The sequence below is a fragment of the Burkholderia sp. AU30198 genome, assembly GCF_020419825.1.
Classification (GTDB): domain Bacteria; phylum Pseudomonadota; class Gammaproteobacteria; order Burkholderiales; family Burkholderiaceae; genus Burkholderia.
The window spans coordinates 230640-248176 of sequence record NZ_JAIZSA010000001.1 but is presented as its reverse complement, the minus strand read 5'-3'; the positions used below and the strand labels follow the sequence as shown (position 1 = coordinate 248176).

Below are 17537 nucleotides of genomic sequence, written 5' to 3'. Positions count from 1 at the left end.
AATCCGTGACACGCCGGGGCATCCGCGCGCATCAGGGGTTACGCGCGGTCCGTGCGATGCTGGCTGCCGGCAGTCAGCTTGCCGAAAGACTGACACGCGGCGCGACGGCCCGGCGCAAGGCCGTTCGTGGCACACGCCGCGTTCGCAAACGATTCGTCAGATTGTGGCGGCGCCCCGGCACCGTTCGCGTTCACGCGACCGCGCCGGGATCCGCGCGCGTCACGGCCTTCAACGCGTCGATCGCGGCAGTAACCGACACGCTCGCGGGCGCCGCATACAGCGCGCCGACCGTTTCAGGCATCGTCGACAGCTTCAGCGGCAACCGGCCGATCCGCTCCCCAGCACGCTCGGCCAACTCGAACGCGCGGGCCGACTGCACGAACAGGCACGGCGACTGCTCGGCCACCGCGCGGTTGGTCTGCCATGACACCGATTCCATCAGCACGGACGGCGGCGCCAGGCCCGCCTTCGCGAACTCGGCGTCCAGCGCCAGGCGCGCGGGCGACCCGAGCGGCGGCGCGATCCACGGGAACGCGGCCGCGTCGCGCCAGCCGATCCGCGCACGCCTGAGCAGCGGATGGCGCGGCCCGCACACGACGATGATGTCGTCGCGGTACAGCGGCGCGACGTCGAGCCCCGCGCTCAGCGCCGACGCATCGAGCCGGCACACGAGCAGGTCGAGTTCGCGGCGCTGCGCCTGCGCGAGCATCCGGTCGAGCGTGTCCTCGCGCACGTTGAGCTGCACCGGACGGCCGGCTTCCCGCAGCCACACCAGTGCGCCCGGAATCAGTTGCGGCGCCATGTTCGGCAGCAGGCCGATCGTCACCGGGCGGCCGGTGCCGGTGCGCAACGCGTCGAACGCCGGCGCGACGCCGCGCATGTCGGTCAGCACGCGGCCGATGCACTCGAGCAGCGCATCGCCGTAGGCGGTCGGCGCGACGCGCCGCGACGTGCGCTCGAACAGCGGCAGGCCGAGCGATTCCTCGAGCTCGCGCAGCCATTTCGACAGCGCGGGCTGCGTGATCGACGCGGCCTCGGCCGTGCGCGCGAAGCTGCGCGTGCGCCCGAGCGTGTCGAGCGTTTCCATGTCGCGCACGCGCAGCCGCCGCAGCGCCTGCGCGATGCGCTGCTCGTGGGCCGGCGCGCCGGGCGGCGCGAGCGGTTGCTGCCGCGTGCGGCCGGCCGGGCCGCGTGGGTCGTGGGTCACGGACGCCTCCGTCATTCATGTTGCTCAGGTTATTGATCGACCCCGATCTTTCATCGATCGATACGCGATCCTGCCGCATAGTCGTCGGCATGGAAACCCCCGGCACGAGCCGGCACGATCTGGAGACAGCCGACGTGAAAGACGATCAGGACACCCCCGCCGCCGCCGAACCCACCGCGCGGCGCCAGTTCCTCAAGCTGGCCGGCGCGGCGGTCGCGGCGGCCGGCTTCGGCGCCGATGCGCTGGCCGCGAACCCGCCGCCGGCCGCACCGGTTGCCGCCGGTGCAGGCGTCGATCCCGCACCCGCGTTCCATGGCGCGACGACCGCGCCCGCCGCGCCGCCTGCCGGCTACAACATCCTGTTCATCCTGACCGACCAGGAGCGCCACTTCGACCGCTGGCCGATTCCGGTGCCGGGCCGCGAAGCGCTGCGCCGCGACGGCATCACGTTCATGCACCACCAGATCGCCGCATGCGTGTGCTCGCCGTCGCGCTCGACGGTCTACACGGGGCAGCACATCCAGCACACCGGCGTGCTCGACAACGCGGGCGTGCCCTGGCAGAAGGACATGTCGCCAGACGTGCGTACCGTCGGCCACATGCTGCGCGATGCCGGCTACTACGCCGCGTATCTCGGCAAGTGGCACCTGAGCGCGTCGATGCACGAAACCTCGAGCCCGTACACGGCTCCCGTGGCCGACTACAACCGCACGATCCGGTCGTACGGTTTCGACGACTATTTCGGCGTGGGCGACCTGATCGGGGCGGTGCGCGGCGGCTACCAGTACGACGGGATCACGGCCGAAGCCGCGGTCAGCTGGATGCGCAACCACGCGCCGCGTCTCGCGAAGGAAGGCAAGCCGTGGTTCCTCGCGGTGAATCTGGTGAACCCGCACGACGCGATGTTCGTGAACACCGACACGAACGGTTCGACGGTCCAGGACGCGAACCATCCGATGCTCGGCATCGCGCCGCCGCCGAACGACGCGCTGTATCGCACGTCGTGGCACGACGTGCCGCTCGCGGCATCGCGGCGGCAACCGTACGACGAGCCGGGACGGCCGCCCGCGCATGGAATGTTCAACGCCGCGCATGCGAACCTCGTCGGCCGCTATCCGTTCACCGACGAACGCGTGCGGATCTATCAGGACAACTACTTCAACTGCATCCGCGATTGCGACACGCACGTCGTGCGCCTGCTGCAATCGCTGCAGTCGCTCGGCCTCGACGAACGCACGATCGTCGTGATGACGGCCGACCACGGCGACCACGTCGGCGCGCACCAGCTCGTCGGCAAAGGTGCGACCGCGTACCAGCCGCAGAACCACGTGCCGCTCGTGATCCGCCATCCCGCGTATCCGGGCGGCATGCAGTGCGATGCGCTGACGTCGCACATCGACATCGCACCGACGCTGCTCGGGCTCACCGGCCTCGACGACGCGCGTCTCGCGTCGATCCGCGGCAGCGCGTTGAAGGGGCACGACCTCACGCGCTGGCTCACGAAGCCGGCCGACGCGAAGCGACACGCGGCGCGCGACGCGACGCTGTTCAACTACGCGATGCTGCTGTACTACGACAGCGAATGGATGCTGAAGGAACTCGGCACGCTGCGGCAGAAAGGCGTGCCCGAGGACGAGCTGTTGCGCCGCGCGCTGGCGCAGCAGCCGGATTTCCGGTTGCGCGGCACGATCCGCAGCGTGTTCGACGGCCGCTACCGGTTCACGCGCTATTTCTCGCCGCTCGAATTCAACCGGCCGACGACGATGGAGGACCTGTTCGCGCGCAACGACGTCGAGCTGTTCGACGTCGCGAGCGATCCGGGCGAGATGCGCAATCTGGCGATGGACCGGAACAGGCACGGCGAGCTGCTGCTCGCGATGAACGGCCGCCTGAACGACCTGATCGCGAGCGAAGTCGGCGACGACAGTCCCGACGTCATGCCGATCCGCGACGGCAAGGTACAGGTGCAGATCCGCAACCGGCATTGAAGGCGGCCGGCCGTCTTCCGGAACCGGCAAACATCGGACGATTCCGCGTCACGCGATCCCCTGCCGTGCGGTCGCGCCGTTCGATCGCACGCGGGGCGCCTCGTTTCATCGTCGTCCGGGACAGGTAAGTATCGAGTAAGCATGACGTCCTACAGTGTGCTGATTCTCCAGGGCGGATCAACGCGGCGAGCGCGCGCTTCGCCCGTATCCGGGCAACATCAAGGGAACAGGCATGCAGAACCGGCCAACGATGCGTTATGTGTGTGCGAAACACCCCGACGGACGCCGGTCCAACTGGCAACCGCCGGCGAGCTGGAAACGGCAGCTGGCGACACCGTCGCGCGGGGTCGTGGCGATCGATCATTACATCGCGGAAGCGTCGGAGCTGATCGATCTCGAGACGACCGAGCCGGTCTTCACGTTGCACTTGCAGATGCCGACCGGATTCGAAATGCGCACCGACAGCAACGGCTGGGCCGCGCACGTGATGCGCACGCCATTGACTTACGTGCCGCCCGGCTTCGGGTGTTCCAGCCGGTGGTCGAACGACATCGAGTGGCTCGCCGTCCACTTCGATGTGTCCTGGCTGGCCCGCTCAGGCCTGCTGCCCAGCACGCCGGCCGTGCCCCGCTTCGACGTGAGCGACGATCTGCTCGTGCAGATCATCAGGAGCATCCATGAAGATGCAGTCGCGGGCATGCCGTCGGGGCCGACCTACGTCGAAACCCTGGGTGCGGCCGCGCTCGGCCGTATGGCGTATCTCGAGTCGACGCGCAAGGCCCGGGAGTACACGCATGCTCAGGGAATGCGCCGGGCCGTCGAGTACATCCGCGACAATTTCCGCGATCCGCTGACGCTCGTGACGGTTGCCGAAGCGATCGACTATCCCGGCGACCTGTATTCGTTCATCCGGAACTTCAAGAAAGCCAACGGGGTGACGCCGCATCAGTACATCGTCGAAACCCGGCTGCAGGCCGCCCGCGACCTGATCGAACGCGGACGATGCGATGTGACCGAGGCCGCGCTCGCATGCGGCTTCTCGACCACGAGCCACTTTTCGGCCACGTTCCGCAAACGGTGGGGATGCTCGCCGTCCGGGCTCAAGCCGCGTGCCGCGAACGTCACGCGAGCGGCAGCGACAGGATCCACAGGCCGCTGACCGTCAGCACGATCGTCAGCACCAGCAACGGCAACTGGTTGCGCACCACGGTGCCGGCCAGCACGCGATGACGGACGGCGATTGCGTGTGTGACATATACGCTCAGCACATGGCCGGCGAGAATCAGCAGGACCTGCGCATGCCAGACGTAGCCGACGTTGATCAGGAGCGCGGTCGGCGCGACCTGCGCCGGTTCGATCGACAGCAGGTTCCAGCCGATGCCGAGCGGATCGGACAGCAGCGAAACGATCTGCCGCCCCTGGTCGATGAACAGCGTGAAGTAGTGACATACGTTGTAGAACAGCGCGATCGGCAACAGCAACAGGCAGAACTGCCGCGCGAACGCGTTGCCATCCAGCGCCGAACGCGATCCCGCCGCGCCGAGCGCGCAGAAGCCCCGAAACAGGCCATGGTAGGCCAGCCCGACCGCGGCAAAGGTGGCCCACTGCCCGGCGAGCACGAGGTCTCCCGCGATCGCGTAGTCGTTTTTCAGTGACGGAAACACCGCGACGATCAGCGGATAGATGCCGCGCCAGAAGAAGGTGTTCCAGACGGCCGTATCGCGCAGGCCGTCGTAGGCCGTCGACGACAGCATGAACGACAGGAAGATCACGACGCTGGTGTCGAATGGTGGTTCCGATGCCATGGCGGCGACCGGATTCCTCAACCTGACGCCGATCTCGCGCGCCGACACGCGGCGCCATTCGAGCGGCGACAGTCGTGCGCACAATCCGCACAGGATGCCGAACGCATCGAAATGCCTGAGCCACACGTCGCGGCCGAAACAGAACGAACCGGCCAGCGCACAGGCTGCGTAGCCGGCAAGAAACAGGCTGGCGTCCCGCGGCCTTGCCGCGCCGAACAGCTCCAGCGCGATGAGGGCCACATACGCGAGCAGCGCCGGATACGATGCCAGGCTCCGGGGGTAGCGATACCGGCCCCGGTCGATTGCCGGGACGGCGCGCGCCACGATCCGCAGCAGCAACGCAAACGGGTTCGTGAGCGCATAGAGGTCGCCGAACACCGCGCTGACATAGATCGACCCCAGATAGAACCAGAGCCAGAATCCCGACATGCTGAGGTTGACGAACGGGTTCTGGATGCCGGCGAGGCCCGACACGATCAGCAGGACGACGAAGCCCATGCTGGCGGCCTGCCCCGCTGCGAGCGCGACGGCCGGTATCCGCCCTTCCCGCCGCCATCGGATCGCCGGCGCGCGCGTGTCCGGCACGCGCGCGCCCGATGCGAACGCCAGGATCATGAAGGACACCACGAGCGTGCCGGTGGCCGCGTACGCATAGAGCCACAATGGCACCGGCAGGTAGTACGGAATATTCCACGCATGCGCATCGGCGCATGCCGGCGCGCACGCGAGGAGCGCCACCGCCGCCGGGGCCAGCCACGCGTTGCAGCGTGGGCCCGCGTTGTCGACGTGGGCCGTCGCGCCACGTGCACCGTATTCGAAGTCGTCGCGCATGTCAGTAATCGGAAGACGAAATCAGTCCCGTGACCTTCCAGCCGGCCCCGCTGCGCTGCTCCGACACCACGCCGATCGTGTCGTAAGGCGCATCGAGCAGCTTGATCAATGCGACGGCACGCTTGTTTCCGTCGGCCGAATCGGGCAGAGGAAACACCAGGAACGGCAGGATCGGCGACGGCTTGTCGCCCTCCACGATGAGCGGCAGCACCGCATCGTTTAGCGACTTGAAGACCGCGAACGAAGCGCGGTTGCGCAGGATCGCGCCGGCGCTTCCCGTCGGCTGCGAGGGCGTACCGATGGCGAGGTAGGCGCCGTGATCCCGCAAGCGCCAGCCGGTCAGTTGCTCGACCAGCGGGCCATCGGGCTTGCCGGTGCGGCCGGCAGCCAGCGCGGGCAGCCAGCGCTTGTCCACCGGCGACGTCGTGACCCAGTCGCTGAAGAAGCGCGCGTAGAAATCGGCGAGCCCCTTGTCGACGCCGGATTGCTCGGTCGGCGCGACCGGCTTCGGCACGTCGCGCCGGCCGTGCCAGCGAACCGCCTGCCACGCGGGGCCGTCCGGCAGGCTCGTGCCGTCGAGGAACGACGTGTCCTTCACGCCGTTCGCGACGAACCAGCCCGATTTCGCGTGCTTGGTTCGTGCATCGATGAAACCGGCAAGCATCGGCCGCACCTGCTCCCACGGCCGCGCGTTTCTCGACGCTCCATTGATATTCGGATAACGAATCATCTGGAGATAGGTCGACTTCGCCATCGCCTCCGTATCGACGGGCCAACGCCAGGTCATCTCGGCGGCGTGGCCGGACGGGCCACCGCGCTCGAGCGGCGCGGCCATCGCCAGGCCGGCGTCGCACTCGATGCCGTAGCGGCGCCAGTCGGGTACCGACGGCGTGCCTTGGTGCGCCCATGCGTCTTGCAACGCATGCAGCGCCCGACCGAACTCGCCCAGCATGAATCCCGCGTTGCGCCCTTCCGCGCGCCGCAGCGTAGCATCGACCAACGACCGCGAGGCCGGGCCGTCCGGCACCACGGCCCGGGCTGCGGCAGCGGCCGGCACCCGGGTCTCGCTCGGGTAGTGCGCCGCCTGGGTATCCTGCGCATCGGGCGCGAAGCGCGACAGGCAGGCAAACTGCAGCGGCGACGTCATGTATTCGATCGAGCCGGCATCCATCCGCTGGTCGGCAAGCGCGATCGCATCGGCCTCGCCGGACGCGAACCCCGCTTGCCGCGCAAGCCAGAACGTGAGACCGAAATGCACGTCCGCTTCGAACCCCGAGCATGTCAGCGGCATCGCGAGCGCCGCCAGCAAGGCCAGCGCGGCAACGCCCGGATTTCTCCGGGCGCGCCCTCGCGCGCCTGCCCTGCCGGTTGCAACCCTCTCACGCGATGCCCTGCGAGCAACCTGTCTGCCGTGCATCAATTGCCGATCTCCGTCGCTTTGGTGCTTTCAGGAAACGGCCACGCGCCGTTCTCGAACGACAGCACGAGCAGGCCGTTGTCCTGGCACGCCGTGGTCAGCAGATGGCGGTCGAAATCGAAATCGAGGCGCGACGCGCACCAGTCCGGGCCGCCCGGGCGGTACTGGCCGAACATCAGGTGCGCGGAACCGGCGCCGGGCGACTTGGCCGAAGGCGGGTTGTAGTACGCGATTTCCTTCGGCTTCGCCGGATCGCGAATGTCGAATACGCGCACGCCGGAGTTGAAGTAGCTGCACGCAAGCGCCGTCGCGTTCTCCCGATTGTCGACGCTGCAGTAGTGCGACCCGTACGTGAACGTGGAAAGGCCGAGAATGTCGGGAATCACCTTGCTGCAGTTCTGCACCGCATGCGTTTCGAGTCGCAGCTCGGATACGAGCTGCGGCGCGGCTTCGTTCGACATGTCGTAGATGTGCCCCATCGGGAACGGTGCCACGCCTGCATTGCACGCGGCCTTCACACCTGTCGCCCCCGGATCCTGGAGGCCGCCCGACCCGCCTTCGTCGACCTCGACCACATAAGGCTTGCCGCTCACGGCGAACGAGATCGTGTGCTGGGCCGCACTGCCGTCGCGCACCGGCACGGTCGCGACCCGGTGCATCTGCGCATTGGGGCGACGGCTCTGCACTTCGCTGGTGTCGATGACGAAGAACCCGTTGTCCCCGTTCGAGTTCGGGTTGTCCAGCGGCGGTGCGCCCGATCCGGTCGCCGCGCCCGTATTGCCGATACTGACGAAGTACGCACGGTTTCCGTCCTGGCTCACGGACAGCCCGTGCGGCAGCACCCCGAATCCCAGGTCGGCCATCGTGATCGCCGAGATCAGCTTCGGCCGCGTCGGTATCGTCAGGTCGACTGCATAGTAGGACTTCGAAAACGCACCGCCGATGTAGTACGTGAAGCCGTCCGGGGAAAAGCCGCCTTCGTGGCCCATGGGCCTGACACTCGGGAGAATGCCGCCGTCGGTTCCGGTGCCGATGGGCACGCTGGCGAGCAGCTGCGGGCGCGTGCAGTCGGTCGCCACGTCGTACAGATCGACTTCCGGGCCGCCAGCGCCGCCGAGCCCGTTATCGGCGGCGAGAATCCCCCGCGCGACGTTCACGCGCAGCGATTCCCACGGATCGATCATCGCCGTGGACGTCAGCGAACTCACCCGCACCGGCTTGGCCGGGTCCGTGATGTCGATCACCGGTACGCCAGGATTCACGCGCGGCGGCGCATCGGGGTTGTTGAACGCCGGGGTGGCGCCCATCGTCGCATGGTAAAAGCAGGTGTGCCCCTGCCGGTCGGTGTAGGTCGCCGCCGACCACGACGCGCCCTCGCCCTGCACCTGGCTGACTTGCTTCAGGTTGCAGTTGAAGCCCCCGAATCCGGACTGGCGCAGCGCGGCGGGCACCTGCCCTTGCAGCGCCGTCTCGGGCGTGTCGCCGGGGCTGCAGCCCGGCACGCGCGGCACGACGTAGTCCGCCACCGATACGGCAGGCGGCGGGCTCGTCACGTCGTTGTCGTCTCCGCCGCAGCCGGCGAGCATGAGTGTGCCGAGCGATATCGCGATCGCCAGGCGATTCAGTACCAGCATCTTTGCCTCCTCCTGTTTCGAACTTCGTTTCGAATGTCGTTTCGATCCGGTTTTATCGTTAGTTGTCCGGATATATCTCGATGACAGCCACCTCGATCTGCTCGCCGGTGCGGCTGTGAAAGTGCAGCGAAAAGCGCCCGGTGATCCCGACCGGGAGAATGTCCATCGACTGCTCGGTTCCGGACGTGCAGACCGCGAGCGCGCCCGGTATTTCATGCGCCATCAGCACACCGGCCTCTCGCGCATGCACCTTGATATGCGCCGGCATGCCTTCGCGAATCGCGATCACGGATCGTTGCCAGGGCACCTTGTCCCGATCGACCTCGACGGAAAAGACCTGTTGATCCGGCGGTCTCGTCGACGCGTGCGACAAATGTCGCGCGACACCGTAAGCCAGCACCAGCGCCGACACCGTCGCGATCAACGCGACGAGTCGACGCCGCTGCCGCAGATTCCCTTCCTCCATTGCGGCGCTCCGTTTCATCGGCACTGACGCCGCGCCGCATCTCGTGCCGGCGGCAGGCCGGCCATCCGCGCGGTCGTCAGCCGTTCGACGAATGGTAGTGAGCGACCCGATGCAGCGATATCTGCTTATTGCGGGTTGTCGGAAAATTGCGTCCGGAGTAACCCGAGCCAGGGCTGGCCGGGCCAGGTTGCGCGCCGGATTCGGGAATCGTCACACGCGAATCTCACGAGCCGACGACGCACGACGCACGACGCACGATGGGTGATGGGTGATGGGTGATGGGTGATGGGTGATGGGTGATGGGCGATGGGCGATGGGCGATGGGCGATGGGCGATGGGCGATGGGCGATGGGCGATGGGCGACGAGCGACGAGCGATTTGCGCACAACGATGCCCGGCGGTTTGATCTCACGAACCAACCGGTGCGACGGCCTCGATGCGATGAAGGAACGCAGCGGGACGCGCAGGCCGTGCAGCAGCACCGACCGCCTCCGCACCCCCGGCGGCGACACGCCGAACCCGGCAGCCGCGCGTCAATCCTTGCGGATGTGTTCGGCCAGGAAGTCGATCAACAGACGCACGCGCGGCAGCAGCCCGCGCCGCGACGGAAACACCGCGTGTATCACGCCGCCCTTCGGCGCCCATCCGGGCAGCACGTCGACCAGCGTGCCGTTGCGCAGGTCGTCCTCGACGACCATGCACGGCAGTTGCACGATGCCGACGCCGTGAATCGCCGCATCGCGCAGCGCATGCAGGTCGTCGGTAATGAAGCGCGGGTGATGACGCAATGGCACCTGCTCGTCGTTCGGCCCGACCAGTTGCCACACGTGATGGCGCGCCGGCCCCCAGTCGAGGCTCGGCACGCCGGCCAGTTCGGCAGGATCCGACGGCGCGGCGCGGCGCGCCCGTCCAGCCAGTGCGGCGCGGCCACCAGCCGCTGCGGGCTGTCGCCGAGGATGCGCATCACGAGATCGCTGTCCTCCAGCGGCGGAAAGCGCACGCGCAGCGCGAGATCGATCCCTTCGCTCAACAGGTCGACACGGCGATTCGTCGCCTCGAGATGCACCTGCACCTGCGGATGAATCGCCATGAAGCGCGCGATCAGTTCGCTCACCCGGTATTCGAGCAGCGCGGTCGGGCAGCTCACGCGGACGATGCCGCGCGGCTCCGCGTGCCGGCGCTCGATCACCTCGCGCGCCGCCTCGGCTTCGACCAGCACGGCGAGGCACCGCTCGTAAAATTCGCGCCCGGTCTCCGTCACCGTGAACCGGCGCGTCGTGCGCTGCAGCAGCCGCACGTCGTACTGCGCCTCCAGCGCCGCGATGCGCCGGCTCAGCGTCGATTTCGGGACGTCCAGCGCACGCCCCGCCTGCGTGAACCCGCCGTGTTCGACCACCTTCACGAAGTAGTAGAGGTCGTTCAGGTCATCCATGATTGTTCCACCTATAGAACACTGATGGCATTTTAAGGGACTGGAACGCCATTTGTTCCACGAATAGCATCTTGATTCGACGCGTGTCGAGGTCGTCGCAGTGGCCCGGACTGTTCCGGTCCGGGCCCTCTGCCACCCCGCCCCGGCCCGTCGGCACTCCCCATCACTTCCTGCACTGTCTCTGGAGGCAACCATGGCAAGCGAACCGATTCGCGACCCCGCGAACGACCACCTGCTCACCCCGCAGAATGCGGCGTTCATCGTCATCGATTACCAGCCGGTCCAGGTGAACTCCATCGCGTCGATGGATCGCCAGCTGCTGATCAACAACATCGTCGGCGCGTCGAAGGCAGCCGTCGCGTATGGCCTGCCGATCGTCCACTCGACCGTCAACGTGAAGACCGGCCTGAACAAGCCGCCGATCCCCCAACTGCGCGCGGCGCTGGAAGGCCATCCGACCTACGACCGCACGAGCATCAATTCGTGGGAAGACGTCGAGTTTCGCCAGGCCGTCGAGGCGACCGGCCGCAAGAAGCTGATCATGACCGCCCTGTGGACCGAAGCGTGCCTGACGTTCCCGGCGCTCGACGCGCTGAAGGCCGGCTACGAGGTGTACGTGGTCGTCGACGCGGTGGGCGGCACGTCGGTTGCCGCGCACGACGCGGCGCTGCGCCGCATCGAACAGGCCGGCGGCCAGATGATCAGCGTCGCGCAGCTGTTCTGCGAGCTGCAGCGCGACTGGGCGCGCAGCGCCACCGTGCCGGCCTTCATCGACCTGTTCATCGAAACCGGCGGCACGGCCGGCATCCAGTTCTCGTACGACAAGAGCTGACGGGCTCGCGCGGCCGCGGACGTTTCCGGCCGGCGCCGCGCACCCGCGCGCTGTCGGCCTCATCCGTTCCGCGCCACCCGGATCCCCCCGTGGCCGGTCAGGCCGCCTTTCCGTATCCGTGATTCAATGTCGATCGAACCGGCGCCGCGCAATCCGGCGGCACGGCGATTCGTAACCTCATCGATCGACCCTCACTGGATCACCATGACGAACCCTGCCGAAATCAAGGCGCTCGTTTTCGATGTCTTCGGAACGATCGTCGACTGGAGAGGCGGCGTGGCACGCGGCGCTGCCGCGTTCCTCGACCGCTATGCCCCCGCGCTCGACCCGCTCGAATTCGCCGATGCGTGGCGGGCCGAATATTCGCCGTCGATGGAGGAAATCCGCAGCGGGCGCCGCCGCTACGTGCGGCTCGACGTCCTGCACCGCGAGAACCTCGTCCGCACGCTCGACCGCTACGGGATCGTCGACGTGCCCGACGCCGACATCGATGCGCTCAACCTCGCGTGGCACAGCCTCGACCCGTGGCCCGACGCAGTCGCGGCGCTGCAACGGCTGAAGCGGCGCTTCATCATCGCACCGCTGTCGAACGGCAACATCCGGCTGATGGTCGACGTCGCGAAACGCGCGGGGCTGCCGTGGGATGCGATTCTCGGCGCCGAAGTCGTCCGCGCGTACAAGCCGTCGCCGCAGGTGTACAGCGACACCGTCGAGATTCTCGGCGTCGAACCGGCCGAGCTGTGCCTGGTCGCCGCGCACAACGGCGATCTCGCGGCCGCGCGCCGGCAGGGGCTGTCGACCGCGTTCGTGCTGAGGCCGACCGAACACGGGCCCGGCCAGACGACCGACCTGAAAGCCGACGACGCGTGGGACTTCGACGTCAAGGATCTGCACGAACTCGCGGACCGGCTGGGTTGCCCGGGTTGAGGCCGGGCTCGATGCGCGAGCGCAGCGCGCTGCCGGCCGCCCTGCAGGGCCGGCGGAGCGGTGCGTCGGGCGCGTCGCGCATAAAGTCAGACGACTGGTAGACTCCGCCCACCCTGTCCCGTCGCGGCCGCGTCCCCTATGTCGTCACCCCTGCGTCTTGTCGAAGGCAAACTGACCGCATTGCGCTTTCTCGAGCGCCCCGACCAAGGCAGTGCCGGAAGCCGTCAGGTGCCACCCGTCGACCCCGAAGCCCGCAAGAAATCGCTCGGCTACTGGTTCACGCACACCGCGGTGCCGATCCTTGCGGCGCTCACCGGTAACGGGGCCGCGGCCAATGCGCTGATGTTTCAGCAAGCCGACGAAGATTTCGTCCTCGCCCAGTTGAACGCCGCGGCCGACAAGGTCGAGCATCCGGCGACGTGGTCGTACGCGAACTTGCGCGAGACCAGGACCTTCTCGTCGGCAAACGCATACGTGATGGTCGGGAAGAACGGCAAGATCCTGTTCGCGAAGCTTCCGGTGGAAATCGAAATTGGCGGCAATACGTACCGAGGGTTCCTTGGCGGCCAGTGCTTCGACGTTGGCGACGACGTGGTTGCCGTGATCGATCGCCGCGGCCGCCTGTTCGCGCTGTCGTCTCCCGACCGGCAGCGCATGGTCATGGATCACGCGTGCGGCGACAAGGGGCTGGCCTGCCTCACACACGTTCTCTGGCTGGCGTGGAAATGGATGTTCATCGGCATGAACTGCTTTGTCATCCCGATGATGGCCCTGGTGCTATGGACCGGCGACGGCGGCTTCTCCGACCTGGATACCGATCTGGCCGTGTTGCTGGGCGGGCCGCTCGCGATCGGTGTCCTGCTCGCGCTGCTCGTGGGCGTGCGGCTGTCGTGGTCCGACTGGCTGCCGGCGTGGCGCACGTCGAGCATCCTGAAGGCGCTGGGCCGGCCGGATCTGTGCAAGGTCCATTTCTTCGAAACGCGCACCGAGGCCGAACGCAACGGCCAGGCGCGCGACACGGATATCGGGCAAATCTTTTACGCGCCCGCGCCCAAGGCCTAGCGCGCCGGCGCCATCGCGACCGCCTGCCCCTGCGCCGCCATCGCAAGGCGCCGCCAGTTGCGGGCCGCATACCGGTGCGCCTGCTGCAACGCGAGCCACAACCCGATCTGCCGAACCGGCCTGAAGAGGCCGCGCGCGCTGAACACGGTGCGCCGTTCGACGCGTGTCCTGCCGCCTTCGATTGGCGTCAGCGTGAATTCGTCCTCGAGCAGCCCGACCCAGTCGCGGCACCACACCGTCGACGCCACCATCCGGTAACGCAGCCGGCGATTCTCGTCGAGCACGAGGATCCGCTGGTCGATCGTGCCGCGATCGGTCGTGCACTGCCGCGTGTTGCCGATGGCCGGCACGCCTTCGAGCACGCGGCAACTGACCGGCTTCGGCACGCCGAGGCGGAACAGCAACGGCCGCGTGTCGTCCATCCGGGCATGGAGGAAATGCGGCCATACATGCTCGGGCCGGCAATCGAAGGTCCACTGCGAATGAATTTCCACGACCGTCTCCTGGCGGCTGTCGGTGCTGACATGATGGCACAACCGCGCCGCCACCTCCGTTACTTCACGACCGCGCGCCAGGCGGTTCGCGCGTAGATGAGCAGCAACGGCAGCAGCCCGAGCGCGAACAGCAGGCAGAGCGCCAGCACCCACACCGGCCACTGCTCCGGATTCCCGCGCGCCCAGTAGCGGTACGGCACGCTCAGGAAGCCGATTTCCATCAGCAGCGCGCCGAGCGGCACGAGCCCGTTCATCACCACCGCCACGCCGAAGCGGGCCGCGCCGTCGAGGTTCCGGCCGGCGCCGTACGCGGCGATCAGGTAGAGGAAGTACCCGATCATCGCGACCATCAGCCCGCCGCCGGCCAGCAGGCCGACACTGCGCACGCTGCGCTCGTGCAGCTGATTCGCGCCCTGCGGCAGCACGACATCGACGCGCTCGCCGATCTCCGGCACGCTGCCCGAGCGGATGTTGCCCGGCAGCACGACCCGCTGGCCATCCGGCATCACGGCTTCCAGGATCGACGTGTACTTGATGCACGGGTATTTATCGGTACGCCCGCTGCTGTCGCGACGCTCGCAGGTGTCCCACTCGGACTGGTAGGACACGACGGTCGCCTCGTATTTCGGTGACACCGCCAGGTCGTAGAGTTCGTCGCCGATCCAGTACGCGAACGGGAAGCACAGCGACACCAGGCAAAAGCACACGAGCCACCAGAACGCCACCGCGCCGCCCGATCCGCGCGTGCCGCCGTTCTGGCGGCGCACCATGCGCGACGCGAGCCAATACGCGGCCACGCCGAATACGGCCACACACACCACGAAAACCTTGCCCGCATGCGTCAAAGCCATCTGCGTTTCCCCCGATAACCCGGCCGGATCTTGGTCGGCCGTTTTTTCATACCGATCGGTCACTTCGTCGCCACTGCGACCGCCACGCCACCCGCTCCGCTATTCCGGTTCGCCGACGAATCTCAGCCTCCCCGATTCGCCCGACAGCAGCGCGCGATTCGCGTCCGCCGCCGCGCGCAGGTAATCCCACAGCGCGGTCACGCGCCGCAGCTTGCGCAGATCCTCGCGGCAGGTCAGCCAGAAGCAGCGCGTGACGACCACGTCGTCCGGCAGCACGGGCGCGAGCGCCGGCTGCGTGGCCGCCATGAAGCACGGCAGGATCGCCAGCCCGCCGCCCTGCAGCGCCGCGAAATACTGCGCGATCACGCTCGTCGTGCGCAGCCCGGCCGTGGCGCCCGGCACCGCGCGATCCAGGTACAGCAGCTCGTTGCTGAACGCGAGATCGTCGACGTAGCTGATGAACGCGTGCTGCGCGAGATCGTCCGTGCAGGTGATCGGATCGTGATTCGCGAGATAGTCGCGCGTCGCATAGAGCCGCAGCTGGTAGTCGCACAGCTTGGTGACCACGTAAGGCCCGCGCTCTGGCCGCTCGAGCGTGATCGCCAGGTCGGCCTCGCGCTTCGGCAGGTTGACGAAATGCGGCACCGGCAGCAGGTCGACCGTCACGTGCGGATGCTCGGCACGGAACTGCGCGAGCTGCGGCGCGAGGAAAAAGCACCCGAACCCTTCCGTCGACCCGATCCGCACATGGCCCGACAGCGCCTCGCCCGTATTCGCGACCTGGTCGCACGCGGACTGCACGGTCGTCTCCATCGCGTCCGCATACGCGACCAGCCGCTGCCCTTCGGCCGTCAGCGTGAAGCCGCCGGAGCGCGACTTGTCGAACAGCAGCGTGCCCATCGCGGCCTCGAGCGCGCGAATGCGCCGCGCGACGGTCGTGTAATCGACCCCCAGCCGCTTCGCGGCGCCGCTCGCGCGCTGCGTGCGCGCGACTTCGAGGAAAAAACGCAGGTCGTCCCAGTTCAGGTTGCCGGAAACCGGCTCGGTGGCATGTCGCATCGGCGAGGGAAAAAGGGGCTGGAGTCTCCGGGCCGGCCGTCGTTATGCATAAATGCATATCCAACCGGTTTCTTTATCGGTACATGATGAATCTGCGCATAACTATACTCGACCGTGACCTGCGGACCACGAGCCGCGGCACCCACCACGGAGACACCATGCAGACCCGATCCACCCTCGATGAGCATGCGACAGTCGCGGCGCCGGCGCCCGAGCGCACCGCGAAGCACTACCTGCTGGCCGGCTGGGCCAGCATGGCCGGCACCACGATCGAGTGGTACGACTTCTTCCTCTACGGCACGGCCGCCGCGCTCGTCTTCAACCGCATCTTCTTCCCGTCGCTGGACCCCGTCGTCGGCACGCTCGCCGCGTTCGGCACGTTCGCGGTCGGCTTCATCGGGCGGCCGATGGGCGGCATCGTGTTCGGCCACTTCGGCGACCGTATCGGCCGCAAGTCGATGCTGATGATCACGCTGCTGCTGATGGGCGTGCCGAGCATGATCATCGGGCTGATTCCGTCTTACGACAGCATCGGCTACTGGGCCGCCGCGCTGCTGATCGCGATGCGCTTCCTGCAGGGGATGGCCGTCGGCGGCGAATGGGGCGGCGCGGTGCTGATGGCCGTCGAACACGCGCCGAAGGGCCGCAAGGGGCTGTTCGGCAGCCTGCCGCAGACGGGTGTCGGGCTCGGCCTGATCCTGTCGTCGGTCGCGATGGCCGCGGTGGCCGCGCTGCCGGAAGCCGACATGCTGTCGTGGGGCTGGCGCGTGCCGTTCCTCGCGAGCATCGCGCTCGTCGGGCTCGGCTGGTTCATCCGCGCAAAAGTGCCCGAGTCGCCCGACTTCGAGAAGATGCAGCGCCAGGGCAAGGCCGAGAAGTCGCCGGTGACGGCCGCGCTGCGCCGCCATCCGCGCGAAGTGCTGACGATCGTCGGCGCACGCGCCGCCGAGAACACCTGGTTCTACATGGTCGTCACATTCGCGCTCGCTTACGCGACGCAGCAGCTGCATCTGCCGAAGGCCGAGATGCTCCACGCGATCACGGCCGGCGCGGCGCTGTCGCTCGTCACGATGCCGCTGTGCGGCCACCTGAGCGACAAGATCGGCCAGCGCCGGATGTTCGCGATCGGCCTCGTGCTGATGTGCGCGTTCGCCGCGCCGTTCTTCATGATGCTCGGCACGCAGCAGGTGTCGTACGCGTGGTGGGCGATCGTGCTCGGCCTCGGCGTCGTGTTCCCGATCCTCTATGCGCCGGAGTCGCTGCTGTTCGCGCAGCAGTTCCCGGCGGAAATCCGCTACAGCGGCATCTCGCTGTCGGTGCAGCTCGCCGGCGTGATCGGCGGCGGCTTCGCGCCGATGATCGCGACGTCGCTGCTCAAGGCCGGCGGCGGCCAGCCGCACTACGTGATCGCGTACCTCGTCGGCTTCGGCGTGTTCGCGCTCGTGTGTACCGCGCTGATGCGCCCGGCACGTGCCTGACGCGCCGGCCCGCATTCGATCGATTTCAGTTCGTCCTGCCGTCCGCCGCGCGCG

General features: G+C 67.7%; 14 protein-coding genes and 1 pseudogene. 6 read left to right on the top strand and 9 right to left on the bottom strand.

The annotated features are described in order from the left end of the window. Nucleotides 1-190: 190 nt before the first annotated feature. Entirely contained in the window at nucleotides 191-1207 is a 1017-nt protein-coding gene (locus LGN19_RS01055) for a LysR substrate-binding domain-containing protein (RefSeq protein ID WP_226212887.1), read from the bottom strand. A gap of 134 nt (nucleotides 1208-1341) precedes the next feature. On the opposite strand from LGN19_RS01055, the gene LGN19_RS01050 reads away from it, so the two are divergent. Next, a complete protein-coding gene (locus LGN19_RS01050) occupies nucleotides 1342-3195 on the top strand; it encodes a sulfatase-like hydrolase/transferase (RefSeq protein WP_226212886.1) in 1854 nt (617 codons plus the stop codon). Between the two features lie 349 nt (nucleotides 3196-3544). Beyond that, nucleotides 3545-4354 carry an AraC family transcriptional regulator gene (locus LGN19_RS01045; protein WP_226212885.1) on the top strand — a complete coding sequence of 270 codons (810 nt, stop codon included), beginning with the start codon at nucleotides 3545-3547 and terminating at the stop codon, nucleotides 4352-4354. Here the strand turns inward: LGN19_RS01045 and LGN19_RS01040 are convergent. The 5 genes and pseudogenes from LGN19_RS01040 to LGN19_RS01020 form a co-directional block, all read right to left on the bottom strand. Continuing rightward, nucleotides 4317-5831 carry a hypothetical protein gene (locus LGN19_RS01040; protein ID WP_226212884.1) on the bottom strand — a complete coding sequence of 505 codons (1515 nt, stop codon included), beginning with the start codon at nucleotides 5829-5831 and terminating at the stop codon, nucleotides 4317-4319. The two genes, LGN19_RS01045 and LGN19_RS01040, sit on opposite strands and share 38 nt — an antisense overlap. A gap of 1 nt (nucleotide 5832) precedes the next feature. Beyond that, a complete protein-coding gene (locus tag LGN19_RS01035) occupies nucleotides 5833-7122 on the bottom strand; it encodes a DUF6765 family protein (protein ID WP_226212883.1) in 1290 nt (429 codons plus the stop codon). Between the two features lie 125 nt (nucleotides 7123-7247). Next, a complete protein-coding gene (locus LGN19_RS01030) occupies nucleotides 7248-8882 on the bottom strand; it encodes an LVIVD repeat-containing protein (RefSeq protein WP_226212882.1) in 1635 nt (544 codons plus the stop codon). A gap of 58 nt (nucleotides 8883-8940) precedes the next feature. After that, the gene (locus LGN19_RS01025; protein WP_226212881.1) at nucleotides 8941-9306 is read right to left on the bottom strand and encodes a hypothetical protein; all 366 of its coding nucleotides are present in this window, start codon (nucleotides 9304-9306) and stop codon (nucleotides 8941-8943) included. A 575-nt stretch (nucleotides 9307-9881) separates the two neighbouring features. Next, nucleotides 9882-10780: pseudogene (locus tag LGN19_RS01020) on the bottom strand (LysR substrate-binding domain-containing protein). A 193-nt stretch (nucleotides 10781-10973) separates the two neighbouring features. Between LGN19_RS01020 and LGN19_RS01015 the strand changes: the two are divergent. From LGN19_RS01015 to LGN19_RS01005, 3 genes are all read left to right on the top strand, one after another. Beyond that, nucleotides 10974-11612, top strand: a complete 639-nt coding sequence (locus LGN19_RS01015; protein WP_174958511.1) for a hydrolase — start codon at nucleotides 10974-10976, stop codon at nucleotides 11610-11612. Nucleotides 11613-11816: 204 nt separating this feature from the next. Further along, nucleotides 11817-12539: a haloacid dehalogenase type II gene (locus LGN19_RS01010; RefSeq protein ID WP_226212880.1), complete on the top strand. Its 723-nt coding sequence runs from the start codon at nucleotides 11817-11819 to the stop codon at nucleotides 12537-12539. 138 nt (nucleotides 12540-12677) lie between these two features. Then, nucleotides 12678-13601, top strand: coding sequence for a hypothetical protein (locus LGN19_RS01005; RefSeq protein ID WP_226212879.1), 924 nt, complete (start codon nucleotides 12678-12680; stop codon nucleotides 13599-13601). Here LGN19_RS01005 and LGN19_RS01000 read toward each other — a convergent pair. From LGN19_RS01000 to LGN19_RS00990, 3 genes are all read right to left on the bottom strand, one after another. Beyond that, entirely contained in the window at nucleotides 13598-14095 is a 498-nt protein-coding gene (locus LGN19_RS01000; RefSeq protein ID WP_122949748.1) for an SRPBCC family protein, read from the bottom strand. The genes LGN19_RS01005 and LGN19_RS01000 overlap by 4 nt on opposite strands. Nucleotides 14096-14154: 59 nt before the next feature. After that, nucleotides 14155-14946, bottom strand: coding sequence for a uracil permease (locus tag LGN19_RS00995; RefSeq protein ID WP_175221541.1), 792 nt, complete (start codon nucleotides 14944-14946; stop codon nucleotides 14155-14157). A gap of 99 nt (nucleotides 14947-15045) precedes the next feature. After that, the gene (locus LGN19_RS00990) at nucleotides 15046-16005 is read right to left on the bottom strand and encodes a LysR family transcriptional regulator (protein ID WP_226212878.1); all 960 of its coding nucleotides are present in this window, start codon (nucleotides 16003-16005) and stop codon (nucleotides 15046-15048) included. Nucleotides 16006-16163: 158 nt separating this feature from the next. Here LGN19_RS00990 and LGN19_RS00985 point away from each other — a divergent pair, with 158 nt between their 5' ends. After that, the gene (locus tag LGN19_RS00985) at nucleotides 16164-17483 is read left to right on the top strand and encodes an MFS transporter (protein WP_226212877.1); all 1320 of its coding nucleotides are present in this window, start codon (nucleotides 16164-16166) and stop codon (nucleotides 17481-17483) included. Nucleotides 17484-17537 lie beyond the last annotated feature (54 nt).

Excerpts from the sequence above, each read along its gene's own strand:
- LGN19_RS01040 (WP_226212884.1), bottom strand. The coding sequence starts at position 5,831 with ATGCGCGACGACTTCGAATACGGTGCACGTGGCGCGACGGCCCACGTC.
- LGN19_RS00985 (WP_226212877.1), top strand. The coding sequence starts at position 16,164 with ATGCAGACCCGATCCACCCTCGATGAGCATGCGACAGTCGCGGCGCCG.
- LGN19_RS00995 (WP_175221541.1), bottom strand. The coding sequence starts at position 14,946 with ATGGCTTTGACGCATGCGGGCAAGGTTTTCGTGGTGTGTGTGGCCGTA.
- LGN19_RS00990 (WP_226212878.1), bottom strand. The coding sequence starts at position 16,005 with ATGCGACATGCCACCGAGCCGGTTTCCGGCAACCTGAACTGGGACGAC.
- LGN19_RS01010 (WP_226212880.1), top strand. The coding sequence starts at position 11,817 with ATGACGAACCCTGCCGAAATCAAGGCGCTCGTTTTCGATGTCTTCGGA.
- LGN19_RS01035 (WP_226212883.1), bottom strand. The coding sequence starts at position 7,122 with ATGCCGCTGACATGCTCGGGGTTCGAAGCGGACGTGCATTTCGGTCTC.
- LGN19_RS01005 (WP_226212879.1), top strand. The coding sequence starts at position 12,678 with ATGTCGTCACCCCTGCGTCTTGTCGAAGGCAAACTGACCGCATTGCGC.
- LGN19_RS01015 (WP_174958511.1), top strand. The coding sequence starts at position 10,974 with ATGGCAAGCGAACCGATTCGCGACCCCGCGAACGACCACCTGCTCACC.
- LGN19_RS01030 (WP_226212882.1), bottom strand. The coding sequence starts at position 8,882 with ATGCTGGTACTGAATCGCCTGGCGATCGCGATATCGCTCGGCACACTC.